Genomic DNA, 26623 nt, shown 5'->3' on the forward strand with positions numbered 1-26623 from the left:
CGCGGCACGATGAACGACCGGCTGCCGCACCGGCCATACCGCCACTACCACCGGGAGTGCTCGGAGATAAAGCACGGAACCGAGAGTGCTGAGTATTCGGATCCGATCCGTGATGGACTCGAAATCACTCGCGGTGTTCCCCTCGTCAGCTCAGCCGGTTGGAGATCCCACAATGACCATTCCCATCACCTCCGAGGCGCTCGACGCCGCGATCGAAGTGGAGTCGTTCAGCGGGGTGCTCACCATCGATGTCGGCGACCGGCGCACGCTCGAGCGCTGCGAGGGTTTCGCGAACCGTGCCCTCCGGGTTCCGAATACGCCGAGCACTCGCATCTCGGCCGCCAGCGGGAACAAAGGCTTCACCGCGCTCGCGATCCTGCGACTCGTCGAGGGCGGCCTGCTCGGTCTGCAGGACCTCGTGCGTCCGATTCTGGGCGACGACCTGCCCCTGATCGACGACGCGGTGACGATCGAGCACCTGCTCACCCACACCTCCGGTATCGGCGACTACCTCGACGAGGAAGACGACGGTGAGATCGACGACTACATCTTCTCTCTGCCGTTGCATGCGCTCGCCGACACCGAGGCGTTCCTGCCCGCCCTCGACGGCTTCCCGCAGAAGTTCCCGCCCGGCGAGCGATTCTCCTACTGCAACGGCGGTTATGTGGTGCTCGCGCTCGTCGCCGAGCGCGTCAGCGGCCGCGGTTTCCATGAACTGGTCCAGACCGAAGTGTGCGACCGGGCGGGACTCGCCGGCTCCGCATTTCTCCGCTCCGATGACCTCCCTGCGGATGCCGCCCTCGGCTACCTCGACGAGGAGGGCAACCGCACCAACGTGCTGCACCTCCCGGTGCGGGGCAACGGCGACGGCGGGATGTACTTCACCGCCGACGACCTGCACCGGTTCTGGAACGCATTGCTGGATGGCCGGATCGTGTCGCCCGACACACTCGCCGAGATGATCCGTCCCCGCTTCGACGTGCCGGCCGAGCACAAGCGGTACGGGATGGGCTTGTGGCTGGGCCGCCGGAATTCGTCTCTGATACTGGAGGGCTACGACGCAGGCGCATCGTTCCGGTCCACGCACATTCCGGAGACACGCACCACGGTGACCGTACTAGGGAACAGCTCTGAGGGCGCCTGGCCGGTGGTCTACGCCCTCGCGGATGCCATGGACGGAACTGTCAGGGGGAAGTTCCCGGACGAAAGCTAGGGGAGAGGCCGGGCGATCCTGTCGTTGAGGAGCCGCGGGGCCACCGCATCGCACCATGTTTCGCTGCGCCCCGCGGATTCGCATACGCGGACGCAACATCCGGTGCCGTTCACTGGGATCACCCTCCTCGTCGAGAAGGGGCGCACGACGGGCTTCCAGCCCCGATCAGATCCGGAGACCGGGACGCCATGACGACCACCGCACTGCCGTCCGAGCGGGAAGCCACCACCGCAGGTGCCGCCCCATTCCGCCTGATCACGGCGTTCGCGGTGTACATCCTCCTGCTCGTGTGGATCGTGCTCTGGAAGCTCGAGCTCCCATGGGTCGGCGGCGTGGATCGCGTGATCAAGCTCGTGCCGTTCCTCGCGACGGCCGAGCAAGGCGCCAGCAAACCGTCCGAGGTCCTCATCAACCTGCTGCTTTTCGTGCCGTTCGGCCCGTTTCTCGGCCTTCTCGCACCGCGGTGGAGTTGGCGCCGCCTCGCGGGCGTCACTGCCGTCGTCAGCCTCGCGCTCGAGGCGACCCAGTTCGTGCTGGCCATCGGCAGCACAGACGTCACCGACGTCCTCGTCAACACCGCCGGCGCTCTCATCGGCTTCGGCCTCGTCGCCCTCGCACGACACCGGCTGCCGGCCGGTGGCCGCGGCATCCTGATCCGGATCTGCGTCACAGGAACTATCGCCGCGCTGCTCGCCGTGGCGCTCTTCGTCGCCTCGCCCATCCACTTCCGCCCGCCCGGCTCGGGCATCGGCCACGAGCCGGGCAGCGCGGTGAGCCCGGGCGAGAGGCCCTGAGTCCTCCGAGCCGCGGCGGCTCAGAGCCGGAGGTCCAGCCCCCGGCTCTGCGCCGACTTCAGGCCTCCGGGACGAACAGCGCCACCGTGTCGGCCACGAGCGCGGGGCGCTCCGAGCCCTCGAGCTCGATGGTCGTGCGCAGGCTCACCCGGTACCCCTGCGGCGACGGCTCGGCCGAGGCGACCTCGGTGACGGCCCGCACGCGCGAATCCACGACCACCGGCTGGAGGAACCGCACCTTGTCGAGCCCGTAGTTCACCACCATCGCGGTGCCGTCGACCGACAGCAGTCCCGCGGTCAGCCGCGGCAGCAGCGACAGCGTGAGGTATCCGTGCGCGATGGTCGCGCCGAAGGGGCCGGATGAGGCGCGGTCGGCGTCCAGGTGGATCCACTGCCAGTCCTCGGTGGCGTCGGCGAACGCCTGGATGCGCTGCTGGTCGATGGCGAACCAGTCGCCGATGGCGGTGCTGCCGACGGCGTCGGCGAGCGCGGCGGGGGAGTCGACGACGATGCTCATGCGCGCGGACCCCCGGCGACGTACAGCACCTGGCCCGACACGAATCCGGCCTCCTCGGAGCAGAAGAACGACGCGGCGGCGGCGATGTCGTCGGGGTAGCCGGCGCGCTGCACTGGGATCTCGTTGGCGTTGTGCGCGATGAAGTCCTCGAATGCGACGCCCAGGCGGTCGGCCGTGGATCGCGTCATGTCGGTGACGATGAACCCCGGTGCGATCGCGTTCGCGGTGACGCCGTACCGGCCGAGCTCGATGGCGAGGGTCTTGGTGAAGCCCTGCATGCCGGCCTTCGCGGCCGCGTAGTTCGCCTGCCCGCGGTTGCCGAGGGCCGAGGTTGACGACAGGTTCACGATGCGGCCCCAGTTCGCCTTCACCTGGTGCTCCTGCACCGCGCGCGACATCAGGAACGCGCCGCGCAGATGCACCGCCAGCACGGCGTCCCAGTCGTCCTCGGTCATCTTGAACAGCAGGTTGTCGCGGATGATCCCGGCGTTGTTGACGAGGATCGTCGGCGCACCGAGCTCCTCGGCGATGTGCGCGACGGCGCGCTCCACCGACGCCGCATCGGCGACGTTGGCGCCGACGGCGAGCGCCCGGCCCCCGGCATCCGTGATCGCACCGACGGTCTGGGCGCACTGCGCCTCGTCGAGGTCGAGCACGGCGACGGCGTTGCCGTCGGCGGCGAGGCGCTGGGCGGTGGCGGCGCCGATGCCGCGCGCGGCGCCGGTGACGATGGCGGTTCTGGTCATGCGTGGTTCCCTTCGGAGGTTCTCTGCTGGTCGAACTGGATCAACTGGCGCAGCTCGCCGCCCGCGGCGAGCCGGTCCATGGCGGCGTCGAGGTCTTCGAGGCCGATGCGGGACGAGACGAGGAGCTCGAGCGGCAGGCGTCCCGCGCGCCACAGCTCGACATAGCGGGGGATGTCGCGGCTGGGCACTGCGGATCCGAGGTAGCTGCCGACGATCGTGCGCGCCTCGGCCGTGAGCACGAGCGGCGACACGCTCGCGCGGGCGTCGGGCGCCGGCAGCCCCACTGTGACGGTGGTGCCGCCCGGTGCGGTGAGCGCGAGGGCGGTCTCGAAGGCGCGCACGGCTCCCGCCGCCTCGATGACGACGGGAGCACGGATGCCGCGGTCCACGGCCTCCGCCGGCGTGAGGGCCTCCACGGCCCCGCACGAGAGCGCGTGCTCGAGCTTGCCCGGCACGTTGTCGACGCCGACCACCTCGTGCCCGAGGGCGACGGCGACCAGGAGCGCCGCCATGCCGACCCCGCCGAGCCCGACCACGACGACGCGGTCGCCGGACGCCGGGCGGCCCGCGTTGACCACTGCGCCGCCGCCGGTCAGCACCGCGCAGCCGAGGAGCGCCGCGATCTCGGCCGGCACGTCGGAATCCACCGGCACGACGGACGCGCGGTTCACGACCGCGTGCGTCGCGAACGCCGAGACCCCGAGGTGATGGCGGACGTCCTGCACCTGGCCGCCGGCGCCGTGTCCCTCGCCGCCGCCGTTGTCCCCACCGCGGAGACGATGCAGGCGGATGCCGCCGCCAAGCAGCGTTCCGGCGTTGTTCGCCGCCGTGCCGGGGGCACACGGAAGCCGCCCGTCGGTGCGGCATCCGTCGCAGTCGCCGCATCGCGGCAGGAACGTCATGACGACGCGCTCGCCGGACGCGATGTCGTCGACGCCGTCGCCGGCCCGCTCGACGATGCCCGCGGCCTCGTGGCCGAGCAGCATCGGGACGGGCCGCACGCGGTTGCCGTCGACGACACTGAGGTCGGAGTGGCAGACGCCCGCGGCCTCGATGCGCACGAGCAGCTCGCCCGGGCCTGGTTCGTCGAGCTCGAGCTCCCCGACGGTGAACGGCCTGGTCTGCGCGAACGGCGGCTGGGCGCCCGACACCTCGAGTACCGCTCCGATGATCTTCATCCGACCTCCTCGTCGTGACGCCACCGGCAATCGGCGGCGGAACACCAGCCTCTCGCGAATCGTTCCAGGGGCGATGAGTGACAAGCATACCGACCGCGCGGTATGCTCGCGTCCACCCGGCAGTGCCGCCGGAGCCCGAGCGTCGAAGGAGACCAGGATGTCGAGCAGCGTTGCGCCCGCAGTGACGGTGGACGGGGACGCCGATGCCCGGTTCGCCGGGCTCGTCGACGCCTTCCGGACGAATCTCGCCAGCGGGGAGGAACTGGGCGGCTCGTTGTGCGTGCTCGTCGACGGCTACCCGGTCGTCGACATGTGGGGCGGATGGAGCGATCCCGAGCGCACCAGGGCATGGGGGCGCGACACCATCACCAACGTCTGGTCGCTCTCCAAGACCGTCTCATCGCTGGCCGCACTGCTGCTGATCGATCGCGGCCTGCTCGACCCCGATGCTCCCGTCGCCGCGTATTGGCCCGAATTCGGTGCCGCCGGCAAGGAGGGCGTGCTCGTGCGCCACGTGCTGACGCACTCGTCCGGCGTCTCGGGCTGGGATCAGCCGGTCTCACCCGACGACATCATCGACGTGGATGCCGCCGCCGACCGCCTCGCGGCTCAGGCGCCGTGGTGGCCGGCCGGGGCGGCGTCGGGCTACCACCTGCTCGACTACGGGCATCTGATCCACGGCCTGGTGCGCGCCGTGACCGGCCAGGGGCTCGGCGCCTTCGTCGCCGACGAGCTGGCGGGACCGCTCGACGCAGATTTCTGGCTCGGCCTCCCCGCCGACCATGACCACCGCGTCTCACCGGTCGTCCCGCCGCCGCCCTCGCAGCTCGACCTGTCGGCGCTCCCACCCGACTCGCCCGCCGCGCGGACCTTCACCGGACCCGTGCTCGGCGCCGAGGTCACCTGGACCCGCGCCTGGCGCGCCGCGGGCATCGGCGCGGCCGGTGGCCAGGGCAACGCGCGCTCCGTCGCGGTGCTGAACGCGCTCGTCGCCGGTTGCGGCGAGATCGACGGACAACGGATGCTGTCGCCCGAGGCCATCGACCTGATCTTCGATGCGCCGGTCGACGGCGTCGACCTGGTGCTCGGGCTGCCGCTTCGGTGGGGACTCGGCTGGGGGCTGCGGCATCCGCTCTCCACCTCGTACATCCCCGACGGGCGCGTGGCGTTCTGGGGTGGCTGGGGCGGATCGCTCGTGACGGCCGACGTCGATCGAGGCGTGACCTTCGCCTACGTCATGAACCGCATGTCGGACGGCATCCTGGCGTCCGAGCGTGGGCGCACCTACCTGCGCGCCGTGTACGACGCGCTCTGACTTCGGCGCCGAACGCGGGAACGCGCGCCACCCGATGTCGGGCGGCGCGCGTTCGGCTTCCGGCAGGTCAGGCGACGGCGGCCGCGCGGCGCGCGAGGCGAGCGCGACGGATCCACTTCTCGATCTCGATCAGCACCGGCACGAGCAGCGCCAGGCCGAGCGCCGTCAGCCACTGGTCGCCCGAGAGGCTCGTCGTGCCGATGAGGCGCTGCATGAAGCCGACCTCGACGGCCACGACGGTGAGCGCCAGCGGGATCGACAGCCACTTGACGGCGGTGAGGATGGGAGCGGACAGCCCCGACTCAGGGTCGCGCCGCATGACGAGCCCGCCGAAGATCGAGCCGAGCGCGCAGACCACGAAGGCCATCGTCACCGGCACGTTCGGCTCGGTCGAGCTGAGCTCATCGGGGTAGATCAGCAGGGGGACGAGCGTCGTCAGGAAGATGAGGCTGCCGTACACGAACCAGAGCGTCACCGCGCCGCGGTTCGCGATCGTCTTCTTCGGGTCGCGCGGCGGCTTCAGCATGATGCCGTCCGGCACGGGGTCGAGCAGGATCACGATGACCGGGAAGATCGCGACGAAGAAGTTCAGGAACAGCACCATGATCGGCGTGAGCGGCACGCCGTCGTTGATGCCGAAGATGCTCGCGACGAGGAAGAGCAGAACGAGCGAGAACAGCTGCGACATCTGGAACCGGACGTAGCTGACGATCTTCTCGTAGATCCCGCGCCCGAGCTTGACGGCGGTGACGAGCGTGCCGAAGTTGTCATCGACGAGGATCATCTTCCCCGCCTGCTTCGTCACGTCGCTGCCGGAGCCCATGGCGACGCCGATGTCGGCCTGCTTGAGCGCGGCGGCATCGTTCACCGCGTCGCCGGTCATCGCGACGACGGCGCCGTCCTCCTGCATGAGGCGAGCGAGCCGCAGCTTGTCTTCGGGGGTGACGCGGCCGAACATGTGCAGACGCGGCAGCGCCGCCTTCAGGTCCTCGTCGCTCATCGCCTGGATCTCGGCGCCGCTCGCGGACCCCTCACCGAGTCCCAGCTTCGCGCCGATGGCGGCGGCCGTGATGGCGTGGTCGCCGGTGATCATGCGGACCTCGATGCCGGCCAGGCGTGCGATCCGCACCGCTTCCTTGGAGGAGGGGCGCAGCGGGTCGATGATGCCCACCAGGCCGACGAAGGTGAGATCGGCGACGGCGGCCATCGGATCGTCCGCCACCGGTGCGTCCGGCGCGAAACGGCGGAACGCGAACGCGAGCACCCGCAGCCCCTGCTCCGAGAGCTTGCGGTTGGCCTCGAGGATCTCGTCGCGCTGGTCGGCGATCGGCACCACGCCCTCCATCGTGGCCACCGAGCTGCAGCGATCGAGGACCACGTCCGGGCCGCCCTTGACGTAGCCCACGAGCAGCTCGTTGCCGTCGACCGGGATCCGGTGGAAGGTGCCCATGAACTTGTAGGCCGAGTCGAACGGCACCTCGGCGACCCGCGGGAACGTGCTGCGGGTCAGTTCGGCGTCGGCGCCGAGCTTCGCTGCGAGCACGACGAGCGCAGCCTCGGTCGGGTCGCCGATCACAGCGCCGTCGTCCGACACCGTCGCGTCGCTGCACAGCGTCAGCCCGAGCGCGAGCTGCGTGAACTGCGGCACCGGCAGACCGGCGGTGTGGCGCACCTCGCCGGCCTTCTCGTAGCCGCTGCCGGCGACGGTGAACCACTCGCCGCGGTAGTACAGCGTCTCCACCGTCATCTCGTTCATGGTGAGAGTGCCGGTCTTGTCGGAGTTGATCGCGCTGGTCGCACCCAGCGTCTCGACATCCGTCAGGTTCTTGACGACCGCCTTGTGCTCGGCGAGCTGCCGCGAGCCGTACGACAGCATCGCCTGGACGAACGACGGCATGCCCGTCGGGATCGCCGAGATCGCCATCGAGATGCCGAGCAGGATGACCGACGCGATCTCCTGTCCGCGCAGCAGGCCCGTGATGATGATGATGGCGACGGCGCCCCACGCGATCCAGCCCAGCACCCCGGTGAGGGAGTCGAGCTCGCGCTGCAGCGGCGACTTCCCCGGCTTGACGGACGAGAGCATCGTCGCGATCTGGCCCATCTGCGTCTGCATGCCGGTGCCGGTGATCACCACCGTCGCGGTGCCGCGCGTGACCTGGGTGTTCTGGAAGACCATGTCGGTGCGGTCGCCGAGCGCGGTGTCGGGATCGGCGAGGGTTCCGGCATCCTTCGGGATCGGCGCGCTCTCTCCGGTGAGCGCCGCTTCCTGCGTCTCGAGCGTCGCCGACCGGATGATGCGGCCGTCGGCGGGCACGAGGTCACCTGCCTCGAGCGTCACGATGTCACCGGGGACGAGGGTGGTCGCACCGACCTGCAGCAGGGTGCCGTCGCGGACGACCTTCGCCTGCGGGATCTGCATCTTCGCGAGGGCGTCGACGGATGCCTTCGCCTTGAGCTCCTGCCGGGTGCCGAGCACGATGTTGAGCACCACGAGCGCGCCGACCAGGATGCCGACGCTCACCTGGTTGATGAAGAGGCTGATGATCGCGACGGCGACCAGCATGACGTTCATGGGGTCGGCGAGCTGCTTCAGCGCCACCTGCCACGTCGACGGCGGCTTCTCGGCGGCGATCGAGTTGGGGCCGTGCTCGGCGAGCCGCTGGGCCGCGTCGGCGGCTGTCAGCCCGCGGTCGCGATCACTGCGGAATGCGGCGACGACGGCATCTGGGTCCTGGCTGTACCACGCGGTCTCTGCGGGCGTTCCGGCGGTGGTCTCCACGGCGCTCATAGGTTGAACATACAGCCGTGCCGCCGCCGTTCGACAGGGAATCGACCGGCGCGCCGCGGCTGTCAGTCGTCGAGCTGTGCCCGGAGCCGCCGTGCGAGTTCTGCGGTCGGCATCGTGCGGGGGAACACGGCGACGACGACCTGCTCGGCGGCAGGATCCGCCTCTCCGTCCGGCAGGACGCCGAAGCGCCGGCGGGCGTCGTCGAGCGCCGTGCGCAACACTGACACCGGCACCTTCTTCGGTCCGCGGATGAGACGCCGCAGCACGTGGTTGTGGATCGCCGTGACCAGCGCCGAGAACCCGACCGCGTCGAGCGGATCGAGGCCAGGCAGCGACGCACGAAGGTATTCGTCGAACAGCCGCTCGTAGCGGAAGACCGTCACGATCTCACGATCGCGCAGCGCCGGGACCCCGCGCACCACGGAATAGCGCCGTCGTGCGAGCTCGGGGTCGGCGGCGAAGTGCGCGTAGACGAAGAGGGACGCCTCGCACACCGCGGCCCACGGGTCGGGGTGCGGCTGCGCCAGGAACTCCCGCAGGCGGTCGAGCAGCGCCTCGTGGTCGGTGAAGACCACGTCGTCCTTGCCGCCGAACTGCCGGAAGAAGGTCGAGCGCGACACACCGGCGGCCTGCGCGATCTGCTCCACCGAGGTCTGATCGAACCCCTGCTCGGCGAACAGCTCGAGAGCGGCCGCGACCACGGCCGCGCGCGCCGCGCCCTGGCCCGTCAGCAGGTTCTGGGCGGCGGAGGCGGCGGCGGTGTCGGACATCTCGGGGGAGAGCCTAGTGCGCGGCGCGTGCGTCCAGTACGGCATCCGTCTTACACGCCGTCTTCTCCCCGCCCTGCTCCCCACTCGCCCTGCTTCCCACCCCGCCGAGTGCGTGTCAACCCGGTGGAGCATCTCGGGGGTGCGCGCGTTCACTGTGTAGATGACGCCGATCTGGAAGCTCGACCCCGTCCGCGTGACTGGCACGCCATTCGAGCCCGGCCGGCGCCGCGAGGTCGTCGTCGTCGGCGCCGGGTTGACGGGCCTCGCGACCGCGCTGCTGCTCGCACGGCAGGGCCGCGACGTCGCGGTGCTCGAGGCCGGTGAGATCGGCGAGCTGGCGTCGGGGGCCAACACCGGCAAGCTGACGCTGCTGCAGGGCTCGGTGCTGTCGACGCTGCGCCGTCATCATCCGGCACGGCTGGTGCAGGCGTACGTCGAGGCCAACGCCGACGGCGCGCAGTGGCTGACCTCGTTGGCCGACGAGCTCGGGGTGCCGTACTCGCGGCGTACCGCGTACTCCTACGCGCAGACCCCCGACGGCATCGAGACCGTCGCCGCAGAACTGGACGCGGCGACGGAGGCCGGTCTCCCGGTGCGCCGCGTGGAGCCCGACCTGCTCGCCCAGTCGCCGTTCCCCATCGTGGACGCGGTCGCCCTCGATCGCCAGGTCGCGATCGACCCGCAGCAGCTGCTCACGGCGATGGCGCGGGCGTACCTCGAGGCCGGAGGCGTGCTCCACACCGGAGTGCGCGTGACCCACGCGCACATCGTGCCGCACGCGGGCGTCGAGACGTCGGCCGGGTTCGTTGCCGCGGACCAGGTCGTGCTCGCGACGGCGACGCCGATCATCGACCGTGGTCTGTACTTCGCGAAGACTCGGGGACTGCGCTCGGCGTGCGTCGCGTTCGCCACCGACGCGCCGCTGCCCGAGGGGCTGTATCTGTCCGTCGACGGCGCGACCAAGTCGATCCGGTCGATCACCCCCGCCGACGGACCGGCCGGCGCGGCCCAGCTCATCGTCGGCGGGAACGGGTTCCCGGTCGGTCGCTCCCCGTCGCCCCGCGCGTGCCGGGACGACCTCATCGCGTGGACGCAGGAGCACTTCCCCGGAGCCGAGCCCGTCGCCGCCTGGGCGGCGCAGGACTATCAGTCGCACGACCTCGTCCCGTTCGTCGGCGCCATGCCGCGAGGACTCGGCCGCGTGCGCTTCGCCACCGGCTACGCGAAGTGGGGGCTCTCGAACGCCCCCGCCGCGGCTCTTCGCATCGTGGCCGAGATCGGCCGCGTGCCGCGGCGCGAACGACCCGACTGGATGAATGTGATCTCGACGCGGTTCACCGTGCCGGCCGATCTTGCGCGCGGCGGCGTCGAGAATCTGCGCGTCGGATGGCAGGCGGCATCCGGATGGGCGGGCGCCCAGGCGACGCCGGCGCCCGTCCGCCGGCCCGAGGAAGGCGAGGGTGTCGTGGCCAGCCGCGCCGGGCACCCCGTCGGCATCTCGACCGTCGACGGCGTGACGCGCGCGGTCAGCGCCGTCTGCCCGCACCTCGGCGGAGTCCTCCGCTGGAACGACGCCGAGCGCTCGTGGGACTGCCCCCTGCACGCGTCGCGGTTCACCGCGAACGGGCAGCGCATCGAGGGTCCGGCGCTGTGCGACCTCACCCGGCTGCCCCGGGTTCCCGGCGAGGAGATCGAAGACGACGGGCCGGCGGCATCCGCTCACCAGACGGCCGTCGCACACTGATCGGACAGCGCCGACTGATCGTGGCCGGCCCCCCCCGGAGCCGCGCGAGGCGCCCTCGCGCTCAGCCTGTGCTGAACGGCGGGCGCGTCGCTGCGGTCAGAACCGGACGATGACCGGTAGTAGGCTGGGGCACTGGTCGATATCTCGACGTCGAGACGCTTTTCGCGTCATCCCACCCCATTCGCCACCTGCGAAGGAATGCACTGTGGATCTGTACGAGTACCAGGCACGTGACCTTTTCGAGAAGTACGAGGTGCCGGTGCTCGCCGGCATCGTCGCGGACACGCCGGAGGAGGTGCGAGCCGCAGCCGAGAAGATCGGCGGAGTCGTCGTCGTCAAGGCCCAGGTCAAGACCGGCGGCCGCGGAAAGGCCGGCGGCGTGAAGGTCGCCAAGACCCCCGACGAGGCGTACGAGGCTGCCAAGGCCATCCTCGGCCTCGACATCAAGGGGCACGTCGTCAAGCGCGTGATGGTCGCCCAGGGCGCCCGCATCGACAAGGAGTATTACTTCTCGGTGCTGCTGGACCGCGCGAACCGCTCGTACCTGTCGCTCTGCAGCGTCGAGGGCGGCATGGAGATCGAGGAGCTCGCCGTCGAGCGTCCCGAGGCGCTCGCGCGCATCGCGGTCGACCCGCTGCAGGGCATCGACAAGCAGAAGGCCGTCGAGATCGCCGAGGCCGCCGGCTTCGCCCCCGAGCTCGTCGACAAGGTGAGCGACGTGTTCGTCAAGCTCTTCAACGTCTACACCGGTGAGGACGCCACGCTCGTCGAGGTCAACCCGCTCGTGCTCACCGAGGAGGGCGACGTCATCGCCCTCGACGGCAAGGTCTCGCTCGACGAGAACGCCGACTTCCGTCACGCCGGGCACGCGCTGCTCGAAGACAAGGACGCGGCCGACCCGCTCGAGGCCAAGGCCAAGGCCAACGACCTCAACTACGTCAAGCTCGACGGCGAGGTCGGCGTCATCGGCAACGGCGCGGGTCTCGTGATGTCGACGCTCGACGTCGTCGCCTACGCCGGCGAGAGCCACGGCGGCGTGAAGCCCGCCAACTTCCTCGACATCGGCGGCGGCGCCTCGGCCGAGGTCATGGCCGCGGGCCTGGACGTCATCCTGGGCGACCCGCAGGTCAAGAGCGTCTTCGTCAACGTGTTCGGCGGCATCACGGCATGCGACGCCGTCGCGAAGGGCATCGTCGGCGCACTGGCCGAGCTGGGCTCCAGCGCCTCCAAGCCGCTGGTCGTCCGCCTCGACGGCAACAAGGTCGAGGAGGGCCGCGCGATCCTCCGCGACGCGAACCACCCCCTCGTGACCCTCGCCGAGACCATGGACGAGGGCGCCGACAAGGCCGCCGAGCTCGCCAACGCCTGAGACAGCCGAGAACAAGGAACCTAGAGAAATGTCGATCTTCCTCAACAAGGACTCCAAGGTCATCGTCCAGGGCATCACCGGCGGCGAGGGCACCAAGCACACCGCTCTCATGCTCAAGGCGGGCACCCAGGTCGTCGGCGGCGTCAACGCGCGCAAGGCCGGCACCACCGTGCTCCACACCGACGCCGACGGCAACCCCGTCGAGCTCCCCGTCTTCGCATCGGTCCAGGAGGCCATCGACGCCACCGGCGCTGACGTGTCGATCGCGTTCGTGCCCCCCGCGTTCACGAAGAGCGCGATGATCGAGGCCATTGACGCCGAGATCCCGCTGCTCGTCGTGATCACCGAGGGCGTGCCCGTCGGCGACACCGCCGAGGCATGGGCGTACGCGCAGTCCAAGGGCGACACCACCCGCATCATCGGCCCGAACTGCCCCGGCATCATCACGCCCGGCGAGTCGCTGGTCGGCATCACGCCCGCCAACATCACCGGCAAGGGCCCGATCGGCCTCGTGTCGAAGTCGGGCACCCTCACGTACCAGATGATGTACGAGCTGCGCGAGATCGGCTTCTCGACGGCCATCGGCATCGGCGGCGACCCGATCATCGGCACCACGCACATCGATGCGCTCGCCGCGTTCGAGGCCGACCCCGAGACGAAGGCGATCGTCATGATCGGCGAGATCGGCGGCGATGCCGAAGAGCGTGCGGCCGACTTCATCAAGGCGAACGTGACCAAGCCGGTCGTCGGCTACGTCGCCGGCTTCACCGCTCCCGAGGGCAAGACCATGGGCCACGCCGGCGCCATCGTGTCGGGCTCGGCGGGCACCGCACAGGCGAAGAAGGAGGCCCTCGAGGCCGCCGGCGTCAAGGTCGGGAAGACCCCGTCCGAGACCGCCGACCTGATGCGCGAGATCATCCAGGGGCTCTGAGCTCCACACACGAGGACGGATGCCGCGACCTCGGTCGCGGCATCCGTTCGTCGTTTCAGCCCGCCGACGGAGCGCCGCCGAAGTGCGACACCTGCCCTGCGCGGTCGGCGTCTTCGCTGGCGAGCACGCCGCCGTTCGCGACGAAGTCGGCGGCGACCTCCTCGAACATGATCCGCACGTCCTGGCGGCGGGCGCCGAGCGCCTCGACAGCGGCGTCGGTCACCAGTTCGGCGAAGCGGCGGCGCTGCTCGACGGTGCGCCCGGGAAGGAGTTCGACTCTCATGTTCGGCATACCTCGACGATAGGGGTCCGTACGACCCGAAGCTCATCGCCGCGGCTTTACGCTGGTGCCATGCCGCTGACCGGAGAGTACAAGCCGTCCACGTCCGACTGGGCCCGCAAGCAGGCCGAGACGTTCGAGCAGACCAACGGCGAGAAGGCGAACACGCTGCGCGGTGTGCCGATCATCGTGCTGACCACCGTCGGCGCGAAGAGCGGGGCGCTGCGCAAGACCGCCCTCATGCGCGTCGAGCACGACGGCCGGTACGCCGTCGTGGCGTCGAAGGGCGGCGCGCCCGACGAACCCAAGTGGGCTGAGAACATGCGCCGCCGGTCCCATGTCGAGCTGCAGGATGGCGACGTCCGCCGTGACTACACGGCCCGCGAGCTGTCGGGCGACGAGCGCACCGAATGGTGGGCGCGGGCGACCGCCGTGTGGCCCGACTACGACAACTACCAGACGAAGACCGACCGCCAGATCGCGATCTTCGTGCTCGAGCCGCGCGACGGGTGACCGACATCGAGCTCGCCCGCATCGCGGGCGGCACGGTGACGCTGCACGACGCGCGCCGGAAGGCCCGCTGGAGCGTCGAGCTGGAGCCGTTCGAGATCGGGGTCTACGCCGTGACGCAGGTGCAGCTCGCCGAACTGCTGGGCGAGGCGGGGTCGCACCCGCGACGTCCCGCGACCGACGTCAGCTGGCTGCGGGCGATCCGGTTCTGCAACGCGGCGTCGGAATGGGAGGGCCTGGATCCGGCGTACACGTTCGACGGCGAGGACGTCACGTGGCACGTCGATGCCGACGGCTTCCGCCTGCCGACCGAGGCCGAGTGGGAGCACGCCTGCCGCGCCGGCTCCACCGGCCCGCAGTACGGGCCCCTGGCCGAGATCGCCTGGACGAGCGCCGACGGCGTGACCGCCCCGCAGAATGTCGGCGGCAAGCTCCCCAACCTCAACGGCCTGTTCGACACGCTCGGCAACGTGTGGGAGTGGTGCTGGGACCTCCTGGACCCGGCCCGCTACGCCGACTACCGGGTGTTCCGCGGCGGCGGCTTCGCCGATGACGCCTGGAGCGTGCGCGCGTCGACCCGCCGCGGCGGCGCACCGCGCATGCACCACGACGACGTCGGGTTCCGCGTTGCCCGCGGCGGCTTCGACGCCACAGACGCCGCGCAGGGCTGGTCGGCGCAGGCCGACGCCGAGCGCGCCGCGTACGACGGCCCGACGCCGCCCGGCTGGACCCCGCTGCGCTGAGCGCCTGGGGCGGTGCTCAGCCCAGCAGGGCCTCGAGCGGTCCGCGCGCGAAGTAGAGCACGAAGCCGGCCGCGACGATCCACAGCAGCGGGCTGATCTCCCGCGCCTTGCCCGAGAGCGAGCGCACCACGACCCACGCGATGAACCCCGCGCCGATGCCGTTGGCGATCGAGTACGTCAGCGGCATGACGGTGACCGCGAGGAACACCGGCAGCAGAACCGAGAAGTCCGAGAAGTCGATGAAGCGGATCTGCGACATCATCAGCGCGCCGACGATCACCAGCGCGGATGCTGCCACCTCTGTCGGCACGATCGAGACCAGCGGCGTGAAGAACATGGCGATGAGGAACAGTGCACCGGTCACGACGTTCGCGAAGCCCGTGCGGGCGCCTTCGCCGATGCCCGCGCCGGACTCGATGAACACGGTGTTCGATGAGCTCGACGTGAAGCCACCGGCGACCGCGCCGACGCCCTCGACGATCAGCGCCGACTTGATGCGCGGGAAGTCGCCCTTCTCGTTGGCGAGGCCCGCCTCCTTCGACAGGCCGGTCATGGTGCCCATCGCGTCGAAGAAGTTCGTGAACACGAGCGTGAAGACCAGCATCAGCGCGGCGAGCACGCCGATGCGCTCGAACGAGCCGAACGAGACCTGGCCGACGAGCGACAGGTCGGGCACGCTGACGAGCGACGCCGGCAGCTCAGGAACCGACAGGCCCCACCCGCCCGGGTTGACCTCGTCGCCGTCGAACTTGGGGCCGATGTTCCAGATCGCCTCGACGATCAGGGCGACGACGGTGCCGCTGACCAGGCCGATGAGGATGCCGCCCTTGACCTTGCGGGCGACCAGGACGCCGGTGAGGAGCAGCGTGAAGACGAAGATCAGGGTCGGCACGGTGGCGACCGAGCCGTTGACGCCGAGACCGACCGGGGGAGAGGAGGCCCCCGTCGAGGTGACGAAGCCGGCGTCGACGAAGCCGATGAAGGCGATGAAGAGGCCGATGCCGACGGTGATCGCGAGCTTCAGCTGGATCGGCACGGCGTCGAAGATCATGCGCCGGAGGCCCGTGGCGGCGAGCAGCACGATGATCAGACCGTTGATGACGACGAGGCCCATCGCCTCCGGCCAGGTGACCTGGCCGACGACCGACACGGCGAGGAACGAGTTGATGCCCAGGCCCGCCGCGAACGCGAACGGCAGGCGGGTGACGAGGCCGAACAGCACCGTCATGACACCGGCGGTGAGCGCCGTCGTCGCGGCGACCTGGGCGAAGCCGAGGGTGTCGCCCGCGACATCCGTTCCGCTCGAGAGGATGATCGGGTTCAGGATGACGATGTACGCCATCGTGACGAAGGTCACCACACCGCCGCGGACCTCGGTGCCGATGGTCGAACCGCGACGCGTGATCTCGAAGAAGCTGTCGAAGCCGTTCTTCGGCTGTGCCGGCTCGGGGTTCTCGGGCGCTTCGGGCGCGTTCGATGCCGAGGACGGGGCTGTGCTCATGTCTGTGGACCTCCGACCTGAAACGTTAGTCGTTCGCGCGCGAAGCTGAGGATTCGCTGGCGGATGCCGCACCACGGCGCGGACGCGCCCGGGACGGCGCCGCCCCTCGAAGTAGGGTCGATGGCGCATGCATCGCCTCATCGTCGCCCTCCTTGCCGCCGTCGACGCCGCCATCGCGGTCGCCGTCGGCCTTGCCGCGACCCTCGCGCCGCTCACGCTGCTGTGGGTCTTCGGGTTCGGCGGCGAAGCGGACTGGGGAGTGCTGTGGCCCTCCGCGGTGTCGGTGTGGCAGCTCGGCAACCTCGTGCCGCTGCACATCGCCCTGCCGCCCGACTACCTGGCGGCGACCGGGATCAGCGGGGATGCGGCATCCTTCGTCCTGTCGCTCGCCCCGCTCGCGTTCGCCGGGTTCACGGCGATCTTCGCCGCCCGCTCGGGCGCACGCGCCTCGCACGCGGACGCCTGGCTCACGGGCGTGGCGACGTCCACCGTCGTCTTCGCGGCGCTGGCGACGGGCGCCGCCCTCTCGGGCGCGAACGATGTCGCGCACGCCGAGACGTGGCAGGCGATCCTGATCCCGACGCTCGTCTTCGCCCTTCCCGCGCTCGCCGCGGCGGTCGTGACGGAGTGGTCGGAAGCCGGTTCTGGGGCGATCGCCCGGCTGCGTGACCGGACCGAAGCCCTCCCTCATGGGTGGGGTGAGGTGCCTGCGCTGATCGCGCGCGGCTCCGCGGTGGTGGTCGTGAGTCTCATCGGCGTGGGTGCCGCAATCGCCGCCGTGGCGCTGTTCGCACGCGCGGGCCAGATCGTCGCGCTCTTCCAGGCCGGCGACGTCGATGCGCTCGGCGCCACGGTGCTCACGATCGCGCAGCTCGCCTACGTGCCGACTCTCGCCGTGTGGGGCCTGAGCTTCGTCGCGGGCCCGGGGTTCGCGGTCGGCGAGGGCACCTCGGTGTCGCCCGCCGGTACACAGGTGGGCGTGGTGCCCGGGCTTCCCGCGCTGGGCGCCGTGCCGGACTCCACGACGTCGTGGCTGCTGCTGCTCGCGCTGCTGCCGGTCGCCGTCGGCGCATTCGCCGGGTGGATCGCACGCTCGCGGCTGCTGCATCCGAGCGGGACATCGTCGGACAGGTCCCGGCAGCCCTCGACCTCGCCGGCCCCGGCGACGGCGTTCTCCCGCCTCGACCCGTCGAGGACGGCGGCGCTCAGTGGACTGCTCTCCACCTCGCCGCCGGCCGACAGTGCTCCGACCGCGGAGCCGTCCGCTCCCTTCGATCGCGAGCCCGCTCCGGAGGACCCGATCGGCGCGCGCGTCGTGGTCACGGGGGGAATCGCCCTGGTCGCCGGCGGTGCGGCCGCACTCCTCGCCTTCGCCGCCTCCGGCTCACTCGGCCCCGGCCGGCTCAGCAGCCTCGGCCCGGAGCCCGGCCCAGTCGCTCTGGCCGTGGGGCTGGAGGTTCTGCTCGGCGCCTCGATCCTGCTGCTCGCCCCGCGGAGCGTGCGCGGAGAGCGGAGGGCGGCCGACGCGGCGTCCGCGCCTGCGGCGTCGGACGAACCCCCGACCGTCGAGCCGGCGGCCGCTGATGATCCGGCCCTGTCGGCGCTCGCTGCGGGGTGGACCGGTCGCCGTGCCGCCGACGAGGCGTCGGACCGGCCGAAGGTCGTCCACGCGGCCCGCGAGGCGGCACCGACGCCGATTGCCGGTGCTGCCGCGGCGGACGCGCGGACCGAGCCGATCGACCTGCCCCTGCTGCCGCCGCCCGGTGAGACGGACGGTTCCCAGTGACGCCGCCCGGCGAGAGGGATGGTTCCCACTAAACTAGGCGGGTGCTCACGGTCGCCGTCCTCATCTCGGGCACAGGGTCGAATCTGCGTGCTCTGCTCGACGCGGCGGCCGATCCCGAGTTCCCCGCCCGCGTCGTCGCCGTCGGTGCCGATCGCGAGGCCGATGGCTTCGCGCACGCCGAGGAGTACAGCATCCCGACGTTCATGGTGCCGTTCTCGCGGTTCGCGAGCCGCGAGGAGTGGGGCGCCGAGCTCGGCGCCCAGCTCGAGGTCTGGCGGCCCGACCTCGTCGTGCTGAGCGGGCTGATGCGGCTGCTGCCCGCTGAGCTCGTCGACGCCTGGTCGCCGCGCATCGTCAACACGCACCCGGCGTACCTGCCCGAATTCCCCGGCGCGCACGGCGTCCGCGACGCACTCGCCGCCGGCGTGGCGCAGACCGGGGCCAGCGTCATCATCGTCGACAACGGCGTCGACTCCGGGCCGATCCTCGCCCAGGAGCGCGTGCCCGTGCTCCCCGGTGACGACGAGCACGCGCTGCATGACCGCATCAAGCCCGTCGAACGCCGCCTGCTCATCGACGTGGTGCGCCGCGTCGCGACCGGCGACCTCGATCTCGCGGCGGCGTCCGCGAACGCCCAGCTCTGAACCCCTATCCCACCGAGGAGATCCGCCATGGCCGGACCGAGCCACGACCCCGCCCTGTACCGCTCCCGCGACGTCGTCCCGGTGCGCCGTGCCCTCGTCTCGGTGAGCGACAAGACAGATCTGCTCGCCCTCGGCGAGGCGCTCGCCGCGGCGGGCGTCGAGATCGTGTCGACGGGCGGCTCGGCGACCCTGCTGCGTGAGGCGGGTCACACCGTCACCGACGTGTCGAGCGTCACCGGCTTCCCGGAGTCGCTCGACGGCCGCGTCAAGACGCTGCACCCGAGCGTGCACGCCGGCCTACTCGCCGACCTGCGGCTCGAAGACCACGAGCGCCAGCTGGACGAGCTCGAGATCGCGCCGTTCGAGCTCGTCGTGGTCAACCTGTACCCGTTCGTCGAGACGGTGCGCTCCGGCGCCCAGGGCGACGACGTCGTCGAGCAGATCGACATCGGCGGCCCGGCCATGGTGCGGGCATCGGCCAAGAACTACGCCAACGTCGCGATCGTCGTGTCGCCGTCGTCGTACCCGGCCGTCATCGACGCGGTGCGCGCCGGCGGCACGAGCCTGGTGCAGCGTCGCGAGCTCGCCGCACGCGCCTTCGCCCACACCGCCGAGTACGACCGGGCGGTCGCGACCTGGTTCTCGGAAGGCACGCTCACCCAGACCGACCTGCCCGAGCACCTGACGATCAAGGCCGAGCGCCTGGCGACCCTCCGCTACGGCGAGAACGCGCACCAGCGCGCCGCGATCTACACCCGCAACGGGGGCCACGGCATCGCCCAGGCGACCCAGCTGCAGGGCAAGGAGATGTCGTACAACAACTACGTCGACGCAGACGCCGCGCTGCGGGCCGCGTTCGACATGGTCAAGCCCGCCGTCGCGATCATCAAGCACGCGAACCCTTGCGGCATCGCGGTCACGGCCCCCAACGCGCTCGACCCGATCGCGAGCGCGCACCTGCGCGCGCACGAGTGCGACCCGGTGTCGGCATACGGCGGAGTGATCGCGGCCAACGGCACCGTCACCCTCAAGATGGCGGAGAACCTCAAGGACATCTTCACCGAGGTCATCGTCGCCCCGTCGTTCGAGCCGGCAGCGCTGGAGGTCTTCAAGGCGAAGAAGAACCTGCGCCTGCTGCAGCTGCCCGAGGACTGGCAGCAGGAGCGCATGGACGTGCGCCTGGTGTCGGGCGGTCTGCTGCTGCAGGACGCCGACCGCTTCCCCGACGACATCGATTCGGTCGCGAAGGACTGGCAGCTCGTCTCGGGCGAGCGCCCGGCCGACGAGGACATGACGAACCTCATCTTCGCGTGGAAGGCGTGCCGTGCCGTCAAGTCGAACGCCATCGTGCTCGCGAAGAACTCCGCGACGGTCGGCATCGGTATGGGCCAGGTCAACCGCGTCGACTCGTGCCGGCTCGCGGTCGAGCGGGCCGGTGACCGCGCCGCCGGATCGGTTGCGGCATCCGACGCGTTCTTCCCGTTCGCCGACGGACCCCAGATCCTGCTCGACGCCGGAATCTCCGCGATCATCCAGCCGGGCGGTTCCGTGCGCGACGACGAGGTCGTCGCCGCGGCGAAGGCGGCGAACGTCACGATGTTCTTCACCGGGGAGCGTCACTTCTTCCACTGAGACCACCGTCGCTCGCGACGCGGTCGGCGCCCGGTTCCCGGCGGCATGGGTCCATTTCCCCATGTCCCCGCTCCGGGCGGGAGCCGTGCTGTCGGCCGGATAGGGTCGATGCGGAGCGTTCGCCAGGAGGATCCGGTGATTTGGGAGATCGACGACTCGACACACACCGTCGAGGGCCTCGATGGACGCGGTCGGCCGAGGCCGGAGTATGCCGCGTCCCTCGGGCTGCGCATGGCGCCCTTCGGACGGCGCGTGCTGGCGACATCGATCGAGCTGGGCATCCTCGTGGTGCTCCAGCTTCCGCTGCTGCTCGTCTCGCTTCCGGTGCTCCTCGCCGCCGCCGCGTCCGCCGATCCGGCCGCAGCGCTCACGGAAGCCGGCAACCTCGGCCTCGTGATCGCGTGCACGGCCGCGTCATCGGCCCTGACGACCGCGTTCGTCGTCCTGCAGCTGATCCTCCATGGGCGCAAGGGCACCACTGTGGGCAAGGCCGCGACCGGCATCCGCTCGGTCAACGTGCGCACGCTGGAGCGGCCCGGATTCTGGCGGGGCGCGGTCGTGCGGTACCTGGTGCTCGGCGCCAGCTTCCTCGTCCCCCTCGTCGGACCCGTTCTCGTGATCGCGTGCTCCCCACTGTTCGACCCGGAACGTCGAGGGCGCGGATGGGCCGACATGGCGGGCGCCACCTGGTTCGTAGACGTGCGGAAGGGCCTCAACCCCTACGACGTGAAGCGCATGCGGATCGCTCGCAAGACGGCGGCGACGGATCTCGCCGACGAGCGCAGCGAGCTGCCCTCGCTCGCGACCTCGGCGGTGGCCCCTGCCTCCGGCGCCTACATCCCCGTCACCCGCAGCAGCGGGGGAGTCGTCGGCGCGCCCCGCGGGGAGGCGCAACCCGCGACCACCGCGCCGGGCGGAGCGGGTGCCGCGGCCGTCGCACCGAGCGCAGCGGCCGTGGATCCTGATGCCGCTGGTGCGGGAGCTCCCGCACCAGGGAACCGCGCATCGGTCCATCCCGCCGTCGCCTCGTCGACGGCGGCAGCGGGGCCGGGCCCCGGCATCCCCTGGACACCCCCGCGGCTGCTGCCGGACGCGGCGCCGCCCGCCGGGCCGCCGCTGCCCGCCGCGGCGCGTCCTGCCGCGCCGGCACGCCCAGGCCAGCCGCCCGTCGCCGCGCCGCTCGTGGCCGATGCGTCGTCCCCGGCTGTCGTGCTGGAGCTCGACACCGGCGCGCGCATCGCCCTCCCCGGCGCCGGTATTTTGATCGGCCGCGATCCCTCGCCCGCGCCGGGCGACAACGGGCTCACCCTCGTCCCGATCGAGGACCCGACGAAGTCGATCTCCAAGACCCATCTCGCGCTGCTGCGCACGGGCGGCGCCATCATCGCCGTGGACCGTGCATCGACGAATGGCAGCGCGCTCATCCGCGATGGCGCGGAGCACTCCCTTCCGCCTGGTCAGGGGGTCACGGTCCGCAGCGGCGACACGCTCCTGCTGGGCGACCGGCGAGCCCTCATCCGCATCGGCTGACGCAGACCCCGAGGACAACGCATGAGACTCAGACTCACACTCCAGCGGCGAGACGCGCAGCAGATCGACATCGTCGTCACCTCCGACACCACGGCGACCGTGCAGGACGTGGCCCGGCACATCGTCGAGACCGACCCAGCGCGCGAGACGTCCGCCTCTCCGCGTGACGTGCTGACGCTCAAGGTGGCACCGCCCACCTCGTCGACCTTCACCATGCTCGCCCCCGACATGCTGATCAGCGACGCCGCGGTCGGCTCGGGCTTCATCGCATCGATCGTGAACCTCGGAGAGGACTACGTGACGTCGCGGGCGGTCGGCGGCCCGCCGGCCGCCATCCTCTCGGTCGTCGGCGGCCCGCTCGTCGGCCGCGAGTTCCCGCTGCCGCGCGGCCACTTCACCATCGGGCGCGCCGCCGGCAACGACCTCGTGCTCGATGACCCGCTCATCTCCAAGGTGCATGCGCGCATCGAGGTCGGCGGTTCGGTGGAGCTCGTCGACCTGAACTCGGCCAACGGCATCGTGGTCGACGGCGGTCTGGTCCAGCGCCTCCGCGTCATCCCGGGGCAGCGGTTCTCGCTCGGCGACACCGACGTGGTCGTCCGCATGGTCCAGGGCTTCGCCCCTGTAGAGCAGGACCCGGTGCTCGAGCGCGGCGGATCGCTGCTGTTCAACCGCAGCCCGCGCGTCGAGCCTCGCTACATCGGCGAAGAGCTCCCGGAGCCGCGGATGCCGAAGGATCCGGTCACGCGCCTGTTCCCGTGGCCGATGCTCGTCGCACCGCTCATCCTCGGCATGGCGCTGTTCGCGATGAACGGCAACCCGCGGTCGCTCCTCGTCGTCATCATGTCGCCGCTGATGCTGCTCGGCAACTTCATCTCCCAGCGCACACAGGTGGGCCAGCGCGCCCGCAAAGAGACGGAGATCTTCGAGCGCACGTTCGAAGAGCTCGAAGAGACGCTCTACCGCGAGCGCCCGCGCGAGCGCGAGATCCGCAACGCGGAGGCCCCGCCTGTGGCGGTGGTATTCGAGGAGGCGATGCGGCTCGGCCCGATGCTGTGGACACGACGCCCCGAGCACTGGAACTTCCTCTCGGTGCGGCTGGGCATCACCGAGGCCCCGTCTCGCACGACGGTGAAGCGCTCTGAGACGCCGGAGGCACTGCAGGAGTTCGTCGATCGCGTCGACCGGCTGCGAGACCGCTACCGCACCATCGACGGCGTCCCGGTGCTGGAGTCGCTGCAGAGCGTGGGTGTGATCGGCGTCGCCGGCGGCGATCGCGAGGCCGCCGATGCGCTGCGCGGCCTCTGCGTGCAGCTGTTCGGCCTGCACTCTCCCAACGAGCTGGTCGCCATCGCGCTGACCGAGCCCCGGTGGGCGACGCAGCTCGAGTGGCTCAAATGGCTGCCCCACACCTCCAGCGAGCGCAGCCCGTTCCGCGACATGCCGCTGTCGGACTCGGCGTCGACCGGCGCGGCGCTGCTCTCGGGCCTGGAGGAACTGGTGATGCAGCGGTCGAAGGCGGCGTCGTCGCCGCGACTGCCCCTCGCCGACGACTGGGATCCGATGCGCTACGGCACCGACGTGCGCCGCGCCGCTGAAGAGGCCACCTTCCCCGGCCAGACGGCGGTCGTCGTCATCGTCACCGCCGACGCGCCCGTCGACCGGGCCCGACTGACCCAGGTGCTCGAGCGCGGCGCCGACGTCGGCGTGTACGGACTGTTCGTCGCCCCGATGGTCGATGCGCTGCCGGCGGTGTGCCGCAGCTTCCTCGACGTCACGAACGGGCTCGAGCGCGCGCGCGCCGGGACGGTCCGCAGCGGCGTCGACTATCCCGACACGGCGGTGGAGGGTGTCTCGAACGAGCTGATGACGGTCCTCGCGAAGCGGCTCGCGCCGGTGGTGGACTCCAGCACCGTGATCGAGGACTCGTCCGACATCCCGAACTCCGTGATGTTCCTCTCCCTCGTCGGATCGGAGATGGCCTCGGAGCCCTCCTTCGCGATCGAGCGCTGGCGCGAGAACAACACCATCCTGGATCGCTCGGGCACCGTCCTGCCGCGGCTGAAGAAGGCGGGCACGCTGCGCGCGATCGTCGGCCAGGGCGCCACCGACGCGATGGCGCTCGACCTGCGGACACAGGGCCCGCACGCCCTGGTGGGCGGCACCACCGGAGCAGGCAAGTCCGAGTTCCTGCAGGCGTGGGTGCTCGGCATGGCGGCGGCTCACAGCCCCGACCGGGTCACGTTCCTCTTCGTCGACTACAAGGGCGGCTCGGCGTTCGCCGACTGCGTCGACCTGCCGCACTGCGTGGGACTCGTGACCGACCTGAGCCCGCACCTCGTCCGCCGCGCGCTGACCAGCCTGCGCGCCGAGCTGCACCACCGCGAGCACCTGTTCAACCGCAAGAAGGCGAAGGACCTCCTCGAGCTGGAGAAGCGGCGCGATCCCGACACCCCGCCCGCGCTGGTCCTCGTCATCGACGAGTTCGCCGCGCTCGCCGGCGAGGTGCCGGAGTTCGTCGACGGCGTCGTCGACATCGCCCAGCGCGGCCGGTCCCTCGGCATCCACCTGATCATGGCCACCCAGCGCCCCGCCGGCGTGATCAAGGACAACCTGCGCGCCAACACCAACCTGCGGGTCGCGCTGCGTATGGCCGACGAGTCCGACTCGAAGGACGTCGTGGGCGATCCGGTGGCCGCGCGCTTCGACCCCGGCATCCCCGGCCGTGGAATCGCCAAGACCGGACCGGGTCGTCTCGTCTCGTTCCAGTCCGCCTACGCCGGCGGATGGAGCAGCGATGAGGCACCCGCGGCGGACGTCGCCGTCGCACAGCTGCGGTTCGGGTCGGTGCAGCGATGGGAGCTCCCCGACTCGGGTGAGTCCGATTCGCACGACGTCGACCCCGGCCCCAACGACCAGAAGCGCATCGTGGCGACGCTCGTGGCGGCTGCCGACGCGGCGCGCATCCCCGCGCCGCGCCGCCCGTGGCTCGACGACCTCGAGACCACGGTCGACATCCGCCAGCTGCGGGCCGGGCGCTCCGGGTTCATCCTGCTCGGCAAGCGCGACGTTCCCGAGCGTCAGCTGCAGGAGCCGGTGTACTTCGAGCCCGACCGCGACGGCTCGCTCCTCGTGTACGGCACCAGCGGTTCGGGCAAGTCGACGGTGCTGCGCACCGTCGCGATCGCAGCGGCGACGGGCCGCCGCCCGGAGAACGTGGCCGTGTACGGGCTCGATTTCGGCGCCGGCGCGCTGAAGAGCCTCGAGGTGCTGCCGCACGTCGGCTCCATCATCCCCGGGGATGACGCCGAGCGCGTGCAGCGCATCATGCGTTCGCTGGGCGCCATCCTCGACGACCGGGGCAAGCGCTTCAGCGCCGCCAACGCGTCGAGCATCGCCGAATACCGCCAGCTGACCGGCCGCGACGAGGCGCGCATCATCGTGCTCCTGGACGGCCTGCCGCAGTTCCGTGCAGAGTGGGAGTCCACGACCGCACGGATGCCGTTCTACCAGGCGTTCATGCGCATCCTGGGGGAGGGCCGCCCCCTCGGTGTGCACGTCGTCGCCACCGCCGACCGGTCGGGATCGGTCCCGACCGCCATCAGCTCGAACGTGTCCCGCCGGGTCGTGCTGCGACTCTCGGACGAGAACGCCTACGCCTTGCTCAACGCGCCCAAGGATGTCCTCGACGAGCGCTCGGCGCCCGGGCGGGCCATCGTGGACGGCTTCGAGACCCAGATCGCCGTGCTCGGCGGCACGCCGAACGTGGCGGAGCAGACCAAGCTGCTCACCCAGTGGGCGCAGGATCTCCGTGCTGCGGGCGCCCGCGAGGTCGAGGAGATCGGGTCGCTCCCCACACGGCTGCAGTCTACGGCCATGCCGGATCGCATCGGCGCCTTCCCCGCGCTCGGCGTCGCCGAGGACACCCTCGCGGCGCGCGACTTCGATCCCATCGGCACGTTCGTGGTGACGGGACCGCCGCTGTCGGGCAAGACGAACGCGATGAAGGCGCTCATCACCTCGATGACGCGCTTCGATCCCGGCGTGCGGCTGTTCCACTTCGGCGGGCGCCGCTCGCAGCTCAAGGAGTTCGCGCCGTGGATGCGCAGCGCGACGACTCCCGACGAGGCGAAGGACCTGGCGACCGAGCTCGCCGACCTGGTCGGCGACGAGTCGCTCGAGGCGAGGCTCCTGATCGTCATCGAGGACGTCCCGCAGTTCGCCGACACGCCCGCCGAGCGCCCGCTCAAGGCGCTGTTCCAGGCGGTCAACCGCAGCGAGCACCTGCTCATCGGCGATGCCGACGTCAGCCAGATCGCCAGCGGGTTCGGGCTCATCGGCGACTTCAAGGGCGGCCGCAAGGGCATCGTGCTGCGTCCGGACGCCTTCGACGGCGACGCCATCTTCAAGGTGCCGTTCCCGAAGGTCAAGCGCTCGGACTTCCCCGAGGGCCGCGGCATCTTCGTCCAGTCGGGGCGCGCCGTCACGGTGCAGATGCCGCTCGTCGAGGGGTCCACGCTGGAGGTGCCGCAGACCGCGGTCCAGCGATGACCTGGGGACCGGCATGGGGAATGGTCCCCATCGTGGCCGCAGGCGGGGTTTCGCTAGCTTGGAGTCGGCGGCCCGGGG

The 26623-nt window shown here is 71.0% G+C and carries 20 protein-coding genes; 13 read left to right on the forward strand and 7 right to left on the reverse strand.

The window, feature by feature from the left end:
- The first annotated feature begins 172 nt into the window (after window positions 1-172).
- Window positions 173-1213: a serine hydrolase domain-containing protein gene (locus tag B2K11_RS19605; protein WP_163620778.1), complete on the forward strand. Its 1041-nt coding sequence runs from the start codon at window positions 173-175 to the stop codon at window positions 1211-1213.
- A gap of 188 nt (window positions 1214-1401) precedes the next feature.
- Window positions 1402-2007, forward strand: a complete 606-nt coding sequence (locus B2K11_RS19610; protein ID WP_163620779.1) for a VanZ family protein — start codon at window positions 1402-1404, stop codon at window positions 2005-2007.
- Window positions 2008-2065: 58 nt separating this feature from the next.
- On the opposite strand, the gene B2K11_RS19615 is transcribed toward B2K11_RS19610, so the two are convergent.
- Genes B2K11_RS19615 through B2K11_RS19625 form a run of 3 tightly spaced genes read right to left on the reverse strand, consistent with a single transcriptional unit; the run spans window position 2066 to window position 4448 of the window.
- Window positions 2066-2524, reverse strand: coding sequence for a MaoC family dehydratase (locus B2K11_RS19615; protein WP_163620780.1), 459 nt, complete (start codon window positions 2522-2524; stop codon window positions 2066-2068).
- Window positions 2521-3270 (reverse strand): SDR family oxidoreductase, encoded by a 750-nt coding sequence (locus B2K11_RS19620; protein ID WP_163620781.1) that lies wholly within the window; start codon window positions 3268-3270, stop codon window positions 2521-2523. The genes B2K11_RS19615 and B2K11_RS19620 overlap by 4 nt, the downstream gene beginning before the upstream one ends.
- Window positions 3267-4448 (reverse strand): alcohol dehydrogenase catalytic domain-containing protein, encoded by a 1182-nt coding sequence (locus B2K11_RS19625; RefSeq protein ID WP_163620782.1) that lies wholly within the window; start codon window positions 4446-4448, stop codon window positions 3267-3269. Before B2K11_RS19625 ends, B2K11_RS19620 begins: the two co-directional genes overlap by 4 nt.
- Window positions 4449-4605: 157 nt before the next feature.
- Here B2K11_RS19625 and B2K11_RS19630 point away from each other — a divergent pair, with 157 nt between their 5' ends.
- Window positions 4606-5763, forward strand: a complete 1158-nt coding sequence (locus tag B2K11_RS19630; RefSeq protein ID WP_163620783.1) for a serine hydrolase domain-containing protein — start codon at window positions 4606-4608, stop codon at window positions 5761-5763.
- Window positions 5764-5830: 67 nt separating this feature from the next.
- Here the strand turns inward: B2K11_RS19630 and B2K11_RS19635 are convergent, their stop codons facing one another.
- Together B2K11_RS19635 and B2K11_RS19640 are read right to left on the reverse strand one after the other, a co-directional pair.
- A complete protein-coding gene (locus tag B2K11_RS19635) occupies window positions 5831-8554 on the reverse strand; it encodes a cation-translocating P-type ATPase (RefSeq protein ID WP_163620784.1) in 2724 nt (907 codons plus the stop codon).
- A gap of 62 nt (window positions 8555-8616) precedes the next feature.
- Window positions 8617-9324, reverse strand: a complete 708-nt coding sequence (locus tag B2K11_RS19640; RefSeq protein ID WP_163620785.1) for a TetR family transcriptional regulator — start codon at window positions 9322-9324, stop codon at window positions 8617-8619.
- Between the two features lie 160 nt (window positions 9325-9484).
- Between B2K11_RS19640 and B2K11_RS19645 the strand changes: the two genes are divergently transcribed.
- The 3 genes from B2K11_RS19645 to sucD all read left to right on the forward strand — a co-directional run bounded on the left by B2K11_RS19645 (window position 9485) and on the right by sucD (window position 13368).
- On the forward strand, window positions 9485-11068 hold the full coding sequence (locus B2K11_RS19645) for an FAD-dependent oxidoreductase (RefSeq protein WP_163620786.1): 1584 nt from the start codon (window positions 9485-9487) through the stop codon (window positions 11066-11068).
- Between the two features lie 205 nt (window positions 11069-11273).
- Window positions 11274-12437 carry an ADP-forming succinate--CoA ligase subunit beta gene (sucC, locus tag B2K11_RS19650; protein ID WP_163620787.1) on the forward strand — a complete coding sequence of 388 codons (1164 nt, stop codon included), beginning with the start codon at window positions 11274-11276 and terminating at the stop codon, window positions 12435-12437.
- Window positions 12438-12465: 28 nt separating this feature from the next.
- The gene (gene sucD, locus B2K11_RS19655) at window positions 12466-13368 is read left to right on the forward strand and encodes a succinate--CoA ligase subunit alpha (protein ID WP_163620788.1); all 903 of its coding nucleotides are present in this window, start codon (window positions 12466-12468) and stop codon (window positions 13366-13368) included.
- A gap of 55 nt (window positions 13369-13423) precedes the next feature.
- On the opposite strand, the gene B2K11_RS19660 is transcribed toward sucD, so the two are convergent.
- Window positions 13424-13660 (reverse strand): tautomerase family protein, encoded by a 237-nt coding sequence (locus B2K11_RS19660; protein ID WP_163620789.1) that lies wholly within the window; start codon window positions 13658-13660, stop codon window positions 13424-13426.
- A 60-nt stretch (window positions 13661-13720) separates the two neighbouring features.
- On the opposite strand from B2K11_RS19660, the gene B2K11_RS19665 reads away from it, so the two are divergent.
- Together B2K11_RS19665 and B2K11_RS19670 are read left to right on the forward strand one after the other, a co-directional pair.
- On the forward strand, window positions 13721-14161 hold the full coding sequence (locus B2K11_RS19665; RefSeq protein ID WP_163620790.1) for a nitroreductase family deazaflavin-dependent oxidoreductase: 441 nt from the start codon (window positions 13721-13723) through the stop codon (window positions 14159-14161).
- Window positions 14158-14901, forward strand: coding sequence for an SUMF1/EgtB/PvdO family nonheme iron enzyme (locus B2K11_RS19670; protein WP_163620791.1), 744 nt, complete (start codon window positions 14158-14160; stop codon window positions 14899-14901). The genes B2K11_RS19665 and B2K11_RS19670 overlap by 4 nt, the downstream gene beginning before the upstream one ends.
- A 16-nt stretch (window positions 14902-14917) precedes the next feature.
- Here B2K11_RS19670 and B2K11_RS19675 read toward each other — a convergent pair whose 3' ends face one another.
- A complete protein-coding gene (locus tag B2K11_RS19675; protein WP_163620792.1) occupies window positions 14918-16402 on the reverse strand; it encodes an NCS2 family permease in 1485 nt (494 codons plus the stop codon).
- 127 nt (window positions 16403-16529) lie between these two features.
- Between B2K11_RS19675 and B2K11_RS19680 the strand changes: the two genes are divergently transcribed.
- The 5 genes from B2K11_RS19680 (at window position 16530) to B2K11_RS19700 (ending at window position 26545) form a co-directional block, all read left to right on the forward strand.
- Window positions 16530-18188 carry a DUF6350 family protein gene (locus tag B2K11_RS19680; protein WP_204260206.1) on the forward strand — a complete coding sequence of 553 codons (1659 nt, stop codon included), beginning with the start codon at window positions 16530-16532 and terminating at the stop codon, window positions 18186-18188.
- A 41-nt stretch (window positions 18189-18229) separates the two neighbouring features.
- The gene (purN, locus tag B2K11_RS19685) at window positions 18230-18832 is read left to right on the forward strand and encodes a phosphoribosylglycinamide formyltransferase (RefSeq protein ID WP_163620793.1); all 603 of its coding nucleotides are present in this window, start codon (window positions 18230-18232) and stop codon (window positions 18830-18832) included.
- Window positions 18833-18859: 27 nt separating this feature from the next.
- Entirely contained in the window at window positions 18860-20464 is a 1605-nt protein-coding gene (purH, locus tag B2K11_RS19690; protein WP_163620794.1) for a bifunctional phosphoribosylaminoimidazolecarboxamide formyltransferase/IMP cyclohydrolase, read from the forward strand.
- Between the two features lie 135 nt (window positions 20465-20599).
- Window positions 20600-21994 carry an RDD family protein gene (locus B2K11_RS19695; protein WP_163620795.1) on the forward strand — a complete coding sequence of 465 codons (1395 nt, stop codon included), beginning with the start codon at window positions 20600-20602 and terminating at the stop codon, window positions 21992-21994.
- A gap of 21 nt (window positions 21995-22015) precedes the next feature.
- Window positions 22016-26545: an FtsK/SpoIIIE domain-containing protein gene (locus tag B2K11_RS19700; protein WP_163620796.1), complete on the forward strand. Its 4530-nt coding sequence runs from the start codon at window positions 22016-22018 to the stop codon at window positions 26543-26545.
- Window positions 26546-26623 lie beyond the last annotated feature (78 nt).

Source organism: Microbacterium sp. B35-30, from assembly GCF_010634855.1.
Lineage (GTDB): Bacteria > Actinomycetota > Actinomycetes > Actinomycetales > Microbacteriaceae > Microbacterium.